Raw genomic sequence first — 7104 nt, forward strand, 5'->3', positions numbered from 1 at the left:
TCGTGTCGGGCGGTTTTTATTTTTCCTTCTTTGTTTCCCTGCCCCCGCCGCCCGCGCCCCCGCTCCCCCCCGCCGGGGGGGGGGGGGGGGGGGGGGGCGGGGGCCCCCCCCCCCCGGCGGGGGGGGGGGGGGGGGGGGGGCCCCCCCGGCGGGGGGGGGGGGGGGGGGGGGGGGGCCCCCCCGCCTCTCAACGAGTCATATCTCGCGGCGACGCCCCCTCACCCCGACCCTCTCCCCGCAAGCGGGGAGAGGGAGAAGTCCTCACCGCTTGTTGCGGATCGGGATCTCCATGTCCTCGATCTTGATCTCGCGCACCGGCTCGTTGACCGCCCAGGCCAGTTCCGGATCGACCTTGACCCGGAAGTGATACATGCTCTGCAGCGCCTGGTGGTCCTCCTTGCGGAAGATCATTTTTCCTTTGGGGGTGTCGAACTCCAGCCCCTCCATCGCGGTAATCAATTTTTCGGTGTCGGTCGACTTCGCCTTCTCGACCGCCGCCACCGTCGCCATCGCGGCGGCGAAACCGCCGGCGGTGAAGAAGTCCGGCGGCGCGTTGAAGCGCTTCTTGTGCTCGGCGACCAGCCAATCGTTCACCGGGTTCTTCGGAATGTCGTAGTAGTAATAGGTCGCGCCCTCCATGCCGGGCAGCCGCTTATAGGCGGCGAGCGCCGGCAGGATGTTGCCGCCGGTCGAGAGCTCGATGCCGTAGCGCTTCGGGTCCATGTCCTGCAGCTTGGTCAACGGATCGCCGCCGCCGGCCCAGATCACCCAGATGATCTTCTTGCCGGGCTTGTCCTTCAGCGCGTCGAACAGCCGCTGGCCGGCCGCGGTGAAATCGGTGGTGGTGGTGGGCACGTATTCTTCGGCGGCGAGCGTCGCGCCGGTCTTGGCCAGTGCGGCCTTGAAGGCGGCGACGCCGTCGCGGCCGAACGCGTAGTCCTGGCCGAGCGTGGCGATGGTGACGCCGGGCTTGCCGATCGCCACCGCGTTGGAGATCGCGTCCTGCGAGGAATTGCGCCCGGTGCGGAAGATGTAGCGATTCCATTTTTCGCCGGTGATCTGGTCGGCCACCGCCGGCTCGACGATCAAAATCTTCTTGTTCTCTTCGGCGACCGGCAGATCGGCCAGCGCCGCGGCGGATGAGGTCGAGCCGATCGCGATGTCGGCGCCGTCGTCCTGATAGGCTTCGGCGAGCGCCGCTTTCGACAGGTCCGGCTTGGACTGATCGTCCTTGGTGATGATCACGATCTTGCGGCCGTCGACCGTCATCGTGCCCTTGGTGGCGTATTCGAAGCCGAGCCGCAGCCCGGTCTCGGTCTGCTTGGCGTAGGCCTCGAGCGGCCCGGTCTTGCCGTAGATCAGCGCGATCTTGAGATCGTCGGCGTGAGCGGCGGCGGCTGACAGTGTCAGTGCCGCGGCGGCGACAAGCGAAATCGGGCGCACGTGTTTCCCTCCGGTGTTTTTTGTTGGCCGGAGCCTAGAGCATTTCGCGTGGGGGAGGGAAGAGGCTCGCCGGCGAAAGTCTGGAGGGACCGCGTCGCCGCGCGGTCTTCACCTCTCCCATGGGGAGAGGTCGGATCGCGCAGCGATCCGGGTGAGGGGTTGCGCCCTATCGATAGCTCGTACCCCCTCACCCCAACCCTCTCCCCACGGGAGAGGGAGCGCGGTCCCGGCGCGGCGCGGTCCCGTTCTAATTCTGCTGCGTGAAATTCGGTCGCGGGCCGCCGCGCATCCGCGCCAGCAATTCGGCGGTCGGCCAGGAATCCGCCGGCAGGCCGTATTTGATCTGCATCGCCTTCACGGCGCTGCGGCTGAGCTGCCCCATCACGCCGTCGACCTTGCCGACGTTGAAGCCGGCGCGGACCAGCAATTGCTGCAGCTCGCGCAATTCGTTGAACGGCAATTGCGCGACCGGGGCCGCGGGGCGTCGCATTGGCGCGGCGCCCGCGATCCGCGTGGCGAGATATCCGGCGGTGGTTGAATAGATCAGCGAGTTGTTCCATTCGGTGTAGGCGGCGAAATTGGCGTAGGCGAGGAACGCCGGGCCATTGCGGCCCATCGGCAGCAGCAGCGACGCCGGCATATTGTCGTTCGGTAGCGGCCTTCCGTCGGCATAAGCGACGCCCCACTGCGCCCATTGCGATCGCGGATGCCGGATGGTGAGGTCGGCCTGATCCCACGGCACGTTTCCCGAAACCCGCACCTCCTGCAGCCACGGCTCGCCGCGGCGCCACTTCAAGCCGTTGGCGATGTAGTTGGCGGTTGAGCCGATCACGTCGGCCGGGCTGCGCAGCATGTCGCGGCGGCCGTCGCCGTCGTAATCGACCGCGTAGTTGAAATAATGCGTCGGCAGAAACTGCGTCTGGCCGAGTTCGCCGGCCCAGGAGCCGATCATTTCGGCGGGCGCAAGATCGCCGCGGTCGATGATCTTCAACGCGGCGATGGTCTCGGCCTCGAACATTTTCGAGCGGCGGCAATCATAGGCCAGCGACACCAGCGAGCGCAGCGTCGGCAGCTTGCCCATATTGGCACCGAAGTCGCTCTCCAAGCCCCAGAACGCCGCGATCACCGAAGGCGGCACGCCGTAGTCCTGCTCGGCGCGGGCGAAGGCGCGGGCGTGGGTCTTGATCATCGCCTGGCCCTGCTGCATCCGGTAGTCCGCAGCCATCCGCCTGGAAAATTCGGTGAACACCTGGCCGAACACCCTTTGCCCGCGGTCGCGGTTGACGATGCCCTGGTCGTAGACCATGCCGGGCGAGGCGGCGGCGATCGCCCGCGGCGAGACGCCATCGGCGGCGGCCTGCTGTTTCAGGGAGGCGAGGAATTGCTCGAAGCTTTGCCCGCCGTGGCATGCGGCGCCCGACGCGGCGAGGGCGGGGGAGGCGAGGAGGAGGACGATGAGAAGGCTGAAAACACGCAGGATCATGAAACTTTCCCTCAGACGTCGCGGCGCGATCCGCGGCGCTTCTTACCAAGAATTTGAGCGAATAGCTCTTCCGCTGTGCCGGTGAATCTCTGGCCTCGCCCTTGCTCCAATTCTCGCATCGCTTTGATGGTTTCGCGATTCGGAATTTTGACCTCGAAAGGCAGCCCCTTTTGGGCGACGACTTGTTTTAGGAAGATCGTCACCGCGTCGGTGGTGGACAGCCCGATCTTGTCCAGCACCGCTTCGGCCTGTTTCTTCAGCTTGGGCTCGACCCGGGCGTTGATATAGCCGGTCTTGGCCGGCCTGCGCGCCACGGCCTTGCGGGCCGCGCGCGGCTTTGCCGGCGGCTTCCCCGCGGTCTTGCTCGCAGCCTTAGCGGGCGCCTTGCTGGATGGTTTCAGGTGCGGTTTATTGGCCATGCACGCTTGTAACACATTTGCGTTACGCTTGCCAGCTCACAACTCCCGCGCGTTGGAAAACGCAAAGCTCGACGCCCGTCGCGTATTCTCGTCCAAAATCAGGCTCCGCGTGATCGGCGGTTCGGCGCGCTGGCTGCAATGCTCGCGTTCGCACAGCCGGCAGTTCACCCCGATCGGGGTGGCTTCCTCTTTGTCGAGATCCATCCCCGCGGCATAGACCAGCTTGGCGCCATGGCGGATTTCGCAGCCGAGCCCGATGGCGAAGCGCGGCTGCGGCTGCGGATGCGGCATCACCGGGCGGCGCACGCATTGCGCGATCGAGAAGTAGCGGCTGCCGTCCGGCAGTTCGATCACCTGCTTCAACAGCCGGTCCGGGGTGTCGAAGGTGGAGTGCACATTCCACAGCGGGCAGGTGCCGCCGAATTTCGAGAACGGGAAGGTGCCGGAGGAAAACCGCTTGGAGACGTTGCCGGCGTTGTCGACCCGCAGCAGGAAGAACGGCACGCCGCGGGCATTCGGCCGCTGCAGCGTGGTCAGCCGGTGGCAGACCTGTTCGAAGCCGGCGTTGAAGCGCTGCGCCAGAACGTGGACGTCGTAGCTCAATGTTTCGGCGGCGGCGTGGAACGCGCCGTAAGGCATCATCACCGCGGCGGCGAAGTAATTGGCGAGCGTGATGCGGTACAGCCTGCGCGCGGTGTCGTCGACCGCGCCGGCGCGGTTGACGATGGCGTCGAAGGTCTTGCCGAATTCGGTGATGCCGATCTGGAACGCGATCTGGAAGGCGCGGCCTGGGCCGTCGATCAGTTCGGAGATCAGCAATTGCCGGCGGTGGCGGTCGAACCGGCGCAGCGTCTCGCGCATCACCTCGACCGGCATGATCCTGGTGACGATGGAATGCTGCTCGCGCAGCCGCTCGCTGAGCGCCACGAACAGGTCCTGCGCCGGCACGTTGAGCTCGTCGCGCAGATTCTCCGCGGCCTGCTCGATTTCCGGGAAATAATTCCGGTTGGCCTCGATCAGGTCGCGCACCCGCTCGATCGGGTTGGCCTCAAAGCGCGTGCCTTCCTCGCGGTCGGCCATCTGCGCCGCCAGCGTCTCGCCGCGCCGGGCCTCGGTATAGGCGGCGTACAGCCGTTGTAACGAATGTGTCACCCCGGGGCAGAGTTCGGCCAAATCGCGCAGTTCTTGTTTCGGCAGGTCGATCTGGCGGAACAGCGGGTCGGAGAAGATTTCGTTCAGTTCGGCGAAGAAGCGGTCCTCGTCGGCGGTGGCCAGATCCCGCAGATCGAGGTCATAGGTCTCCGCCAGCCGAAGCAGGATCTGCGCCGTCACGGGCCGCTGGTTGCGCTCTATCAGGTTGATATAACTTGGAGAAATCCCCAGCCCCTCGGCCATCTGGGTCTGCGACAGGCCGAGCTGCTGGCGGATCCGGCGGAACCTTGGGCCGACGAACAGCTTTTTTCCGGAGTCTCCTGCCATCGTCGCGGCTCCTTCGATTGTGACAAAGATTACAAAATTACATTCATTACATGTATTGAAGTTACATGACATCACCATTCGCTCGCAAGAGGCCTGTACGATCGCGCCCCCTTCGCGTTTAGCTACCGCCACGTTTCGCAGCGCAATGTCGACGGCAAGAATCAAGGCGCGGCGAGTGAGTTGTCACCGAAGGGATCAGAAACATGAATTTCCAGCCACGTGGGATCAGCGATTTGGCCATCCAGAAGCCCGCCTCCTATCAGAGCCAAATCGAAGCGGCCGAGGCCCTGCTCAAGGACAAGGGCACGTGGAATGGCGTGAAGGCCGAAGCCGTGGCGCGGATGCGGCTGCAGAACCGCTTCAAGACCGGCCTCGACGTCGCGCGCTACACCGCTGCGCTGATGCGCGCCGACATGGCGGCCTATGACGCCGACAGCACCAAATACACCCAGTCGCTGGGCTGCTGGCACGGCTTCATCGCGCAGCAGAAGCTGATCTCGGTGAAGAAGCATTTCGGCACCACCGATCGCACCTATCTGTATCTCTCCGGCTGGATGATCGCGGCGCTGCGCTCCGAATTCGGACCGCTGCCCGACCAGTCGATGCACGAGAAGACCTCGGTGCCGGCGCTGATCGAAGAGCTCTACACCTTCCTGCGGCAGGCGGATTCCCGCGAACTCAACGCGATCTTCCGTGAGCTCGACGCCGCCCGCAAGGCCGGCGACACCGCCAAGGAAACCGCGCTGATCGAGAAGATCGACAATTTCCAGACCCACGTCGTGCCGGTGATCGCCGACATCGACGCCGGCTTCGGCAATGCCGAGGCGACCTATCTCTTAGCCAAGAAGATGATCGAAGCCGGCGCCTGCGCGCTGCAGATCGAGAACCAGGTGTCCGACGAAAAGCAGTGCGGTCACCAGGACGGCAAGGTGACGGTGCCGCACGAGGTCTTCCTGGCGAAGATCCGCGCCTGCCGCCACGCCTTCCTCGAGCTCGGCGTCGAAGACGGCGTCATCGTCACCCGCACCGACTCGCTCGGCGCAGGTCTCACCCAGCAGATCGCGGTCAGCCATCAGCCGGGCGACCTCGGCGACCAGTACAACAGCTACCTCGATTGCGACGAGGTCGACGCGACCGCGGTCGGCAACGGCGACGTCATCATCAGCCGCGGCGGCAAGCTGTTGCGTCCGAAGCGGCTGCCGAGCAACCTCTACCAGTTCCGCGAAGGCACCGGCGCGGACCGCTGCGTGCTCGACTGCATCACCTCGCTGCAGAACGGCGCCGATCTGCTGTGGATCGAGACCGAGAAGCCGAACATCGCGCAGATCGCCTCGATGGTCGACCGCATCCGCGAAGTGATCCCGAACGCCAAGCTCGCCTACAACAACTCGCCGTCGTTCAACTGGACGCTGAACTTCCGCTGGCAGGTGTACGACGAGATGCAGAAGGCCGGGAAGGACGTCAGCCCGTACAACCGTGCCGAGCTGATGAAGGCGGAGTACGACAATACGCCGCTGGGTCTCGAAGCCGACGAACTGATCCGCACCTTCCAGGCGGAATCCGCCAAGCGCGCCGGGATCTTCCATCACCTGATCACGTTGCCGACCTATCACACGGCGGCGCTGTCGACCGACAATCTCGCCCGCGAGTATTTCGGCGAGCAGGGCATGCTGGGTTATGTTAAGAATGTGCAGCGTCAGGAAATCCGTCAGGGCATCGCCTGCGTCAAGCATCAGGACATGGCCGGCTCGAACATCGGCGACGACCACAAGGAATACTTCGCCGGCGAGGCCGCTCTGAAGGCCGGCGGCGCCCACAACACGATGAACCAGTTCGGATAGATGAACCAGTTCGGATAAAGGTAATAGGAGACTATCATGTCAGGCAGCAACTTTTGGGTGATCGGCGGCGAATTCGGTTCGATGAATTTCCACAAGCTGGTGGAAGGCTCGGCCCAGGTGAAGGGGCCGTTCAAAACCCGCAAGGAAGCCGAAGACGCCTGGCGCGAAGTCTCGGAAGAGAACCGGCATAAGGCCGGGGTGCGGTTCTCCATCGTCGAAGAGCCGAGCCGCGTGCCCGCCGCCTAACAGCTAAGAAGACGTCCAAGGGCTGCGGCCCCATCCGAGCGATCGGGTGGGGCCGTCGGCGTTTGCTGGCAAGCCGTGCGGCCCGGCCGCATTCGCTGAGCCGTCATCCTGAGAGCCTGTGAAGCTATTCGATTGGCGGCTCTCGGCGATATGATGTGTCGCGATCGCTGCGCAGGAGTGCGGTTGGAGGAGT

At 64.7% G+C, this 7104-nt stretch carries 6 protein-coding genes; 2 read left to right on the forward strand and 4 right to left on the reverse strand.

Annotated elements, in window-relative coordinates; translation table 11 throughout:
- Positions 1-261: 261 nt before the first annotated feature.
- The 4 genes from HNR60_RS23810 to HNR60_RS23825 all read right to left on the reverse strand — a co-directional run bounded on the left by HNR60_RS23810 (position 262) and on the right by HNR60_RS23825 (position 4824).
- Positions 262-1443 carry an ABC transporter substrate-binding protein gene (locus HNR60_RS23810; protein ID WP_184262902.1) on the reverse strand — a complete coding sequence of 394 codons (1182 nt, stop codon included), beginning with the start codon at positions 1441-1443 and terminating at the stop codon, positions 262-264.
- Between the two features lie 247 nt (positions 1444-1690).
- Positions 1691-2926, reverse strand: coding sequence for a lytic murein transglycosylase (locus HNR60_RS23815; RefSeq protein WP_184262904.1), 1236 nt, complete (start codon positions 2924-2926; stop codon positions 1691-1693).
- A gap of 11 nt (positions 2927-2937) precedes the next feature.
- Entirely contained in the window at positions 2938-3345 is a 408-nt protein-coding gene (locus HNR60_RS23820) for a type II toxin-antitoxin system RelB/DinJ family antitoxin (protein WP_184262906.1), read from the reverse strand.
- Between the two features lie 36 nt (positions 3346-3381).
- Entirely contained in the window at positions 3382-4824 is a 1443-nt protein-coding gene (locus tag HNR60_RS23825) for a helix-turn-helix domain-containing protein (RefSeq protein WP_184262908.1), read from the reverse strand.
- A gap of 203 nt (positions 4825-5027) precedes the next feature.
- Here HNR60_RS23825 and HNR60_RS23830 point away from each other — a divergent pair, with 203 nt between their 5' ends.
- Positions 5028-6665 (forward strand): isocitrate lyase, encoded by a 1638-nt coding sequence (locus HNR60_RS23830; RefSeq protein WP_184262910.1) that lies wholly within the window; start codon positions 5028-5030, stop codon positions 6663-6665.
- A 36-nt stretch (positions 6666-6701) separates the two neighbouring features.
- Positions 6702-6911, forward strand: coding sequence for a DUF4170 domain-containing protein (locus HNR60_RS23835; RefSeq protein ID WP_011471847.1), 210 nt, complete (start codon positions 6702-6704; stop codon positions 6909-6911).
- Positions 6912-7104 lie beyond the last annotated feature (193 nt).

Origin of the sequence: Rhodopseudomonas rhenobacensis, from assembly GCF_014203125.1 — a bacterium.
In the GTDB taxonomy this organism is placed as follows: Bacteria; Pseudomonadota; Alphaproteobacteria; order Rhizobiales; family Xanthobacteraceae; genus Rhodopseudomonas_A; species Rhodopseudomonas_A rhenobacensis.